Annotated in this window: 1 protein-coding gene; it reads right to left on the bottom strand. The window is 69.0% G+C overall.

All coding sequences use genetic code 11. The features are described 5' to 3' along the window. Positions 1 to 363: 363 nt before the first annotated feature. Positions 364 to 1992, bottom strand: a complete 1629-nt coding sequence (locus tag ACX938_RS17915) for a SulP family inorganic anion transporter (protein ID WP_232751931.1) — start codon at positions 1990 to 1992, stop codon at positions 364 to 366. Positions 1993 to 2547: the final 555 nt, after the last annotated feature.

Consider the following 2547-nt stretch of genomic DNA (forward strand, 5'->3'; position numbering starts at 1 on the left):
CAAGGAGCGCCGGCCCATCGGGCCGGTCCGGCGCGCGCCCGGCACCTTCGGTGCTATTCGGGCGCAAGGAGCGATGGGTGGACCCGAGGGCTTTTGTGCAACCGCCTGCGCGGTTCACCTTACGCGGAAGCCGCCCCCTCGCCCCTCTCAACCGGCCACTACGGAGGGCACGCGCCGGACCGGGAGGCGGCGCTTCTGTCCTCTGAGCTTGGGCGCTTTATCCCAGCAAGGTCAGGGCTAAAGGCGAACTAAGCGCGCCACCCCAAGGAGCGCCGGCCCAAGGGGCCGGTCCGGCGCGCGCCCGGCACCTTCGGTGCTGTTCGGGCGCAGGAAGCGCGGGCTGTGCCGGACGGCGTAGCCCCCTCAATGCCCCCCGATGATCCCGGTCCGCACGCCGTAATGCGCGGCGATGCCGTAGTCGGGGTCGTCCTCCGCCGGCACGATCAGGTGGCCCGAGCGCTTCAACAGCCAGCGGCAGTCGCGCGAGAGGTGCCGCAGCTCGATCCGCTTGCCCAGGGCCTCGTATTTGCCCGCGACGGCCTCGATGGCCTGCAGCGCGGACTGGTCGGCCACCCGGCTCTCGGCGAAATCGACGATCACCAGGCTGGGGTCCTTCTCGGTGTCGAAGAGCTCGATAAAGCCCTCGGCGGAGCCGAAGAACAGCGGGCCCTGCACCTGGTAGACCTTGGCGCCCTCGGGCGTGTCGTAGCTCTTGGCGTGGATGCGCCGGGCGTTGGTCCAGGCGTATTCCAAGGCCGAGGCGATCACGCCGACGACCACCGCCACCGCGAGGTCCTCGAGCACGGTGACCACGGTCACCAGGAGGATCACGAAGGCGTCCATCTTCGGCACCCGGGTCAGGATCTTCAGCGAGTTCCAGGCGAAGGTGCCGATCACCACCATGAACATCACGCCGACCAGCGCGGCCAGCGGGATGAGCTCGATCAGCGGCGCGGCGAAGAGGATGAAGACCAGGAGGAACAGCGCCGCCGCGACGCCCGCGATGCGGGTCCGGCCGCCGGATTTCACGTTGATCATCGACTGGCCGATCATCGCGCAGCCGCCCATGCCGCCGAAGAAGCCGGTCAGCGTGTTGGCCGCGCCCTGGGCGATGCACTCCTGGCTGGCGCCGCCCTTCTGACCGGTCATCTCGCCGACGAGGTTCAGGGTCAGGAGGCTCTCGATCAGGCCGATGGCGGCCAGGATCACCGCGTAGGGCAGGATGATCTCGAAGGTCTCGAGGGTCAGCGGCACGGCGGGGATGTGGAAGCTCGGCAGCCCGCCCTGGATCGAGGCCAGGTCACCGACCCGCGGCACGTCGATGCCGAAGCCGATCACGATGGCCGCGGTGACCGCGATGCCGGCAAGCGGCGCGGGCACCACGCGGCTGATCTTCGGCAGGCCCCAGATGATGCCCATGGTCAGCGCCACGAGCCCCAGCATCGGCACCATCTGCGTCATCGGCAGCCAGGCCCCGCCCGAGGCGCCATGGCCCGAGACCTCCGCGGTGCCGGGCACCTGGAACTGCGAGAGCTGCGCGAGGAAGATCACGATGGCGAGCCCGTTCACGAAGCCCAGCATGACCGGGTGCGGCACCAGCCGGATGAACTTGCCCCAGCCGAGCGCGCCGGCCGTGACCTGGATGATGCCCATCAGGACCACGGTGGCGAAGAGATATTCCACCCCGTGCTGGGCGACGAGCGCCACCATGACCACCGCCAGCGCGCCGGTCGCGCCCGAGATCATGCCCGGCCTGCCGCCGATCAGCGCGGTCACGAGGCCCACAAGGAAGGCCGCGTAGAGGCCCACCAGCGGGTGCACGCCGGCGACGAAGGCGAAGGCCACCGCCTCGGGCACCAGCGCCAGCGCCACGGTCAGGCCCGAGAGGATCTCGGTCTTGAGCTGACCGGCAGAGGCCTGCGCGATGGGCTTGTAGTGAAGCTCGGTCGAGGTGAGCGTATCGGCGAAGCGGGCCAGGAGAGCGCGGGTCATCGGAGCCTCGTGCGGTTCGGAACATCTGCAGCGAAAGGCGCGCGTTTAGACCATTTCCGCCGCGCGGGAAACCGCCGAGAGGGGTTTTCCCGCGAATGCCGCCATGCGGTGGGTGCATGGCGGATATAGTTTGGCGTGGGAGGTTGGGGTGGAGGGGGCGTGGTTGGGAATGCTGGTGCGAGGTTCTGGAATGGCGACTTACACAACCTTTCCAGTGCCTTATACCTCAAACCTAAAGCGGCCTTTGGGCCACCACCACGACCCGCTCTGCCCCCAAAACGCGTCGCTGCACAGCCGCCCAAACCCCAACCGCAAAAATCCTTCCTCCCGCCCCATCGGAGTGCCCCCCGCATCAAAACGCGCCACCCCCGCCACCCCAACAACACGCCCCAACAGAGGGCGCGCGCCGGACCGGGGGCCGGCGCTGCCGACCTCCGAGCGAGGCGCTTGATCCCAGCAAGGTCAGGGCTAGCCCAGAGCTACACGCACCACCCCAAGGAGCGCCGGCCCATCGGGCCGTTCCGGCGCGCGCCCGGCACCTTCGGTGCTATTCGG

It is taken from the genome of Roseivivax sp., assembly GCF_054552075.1.

Bases quoted from the DNA above. Each gene is read 5' to 3' on its own strand.
- ACX938_RS17915 (WP_232751931.1), bottom strand. From the start codon at position 1,992: ATGACCCGCGCTCTCCTGGCCCGCTTCGCCGATACGCTCACCTCGACC.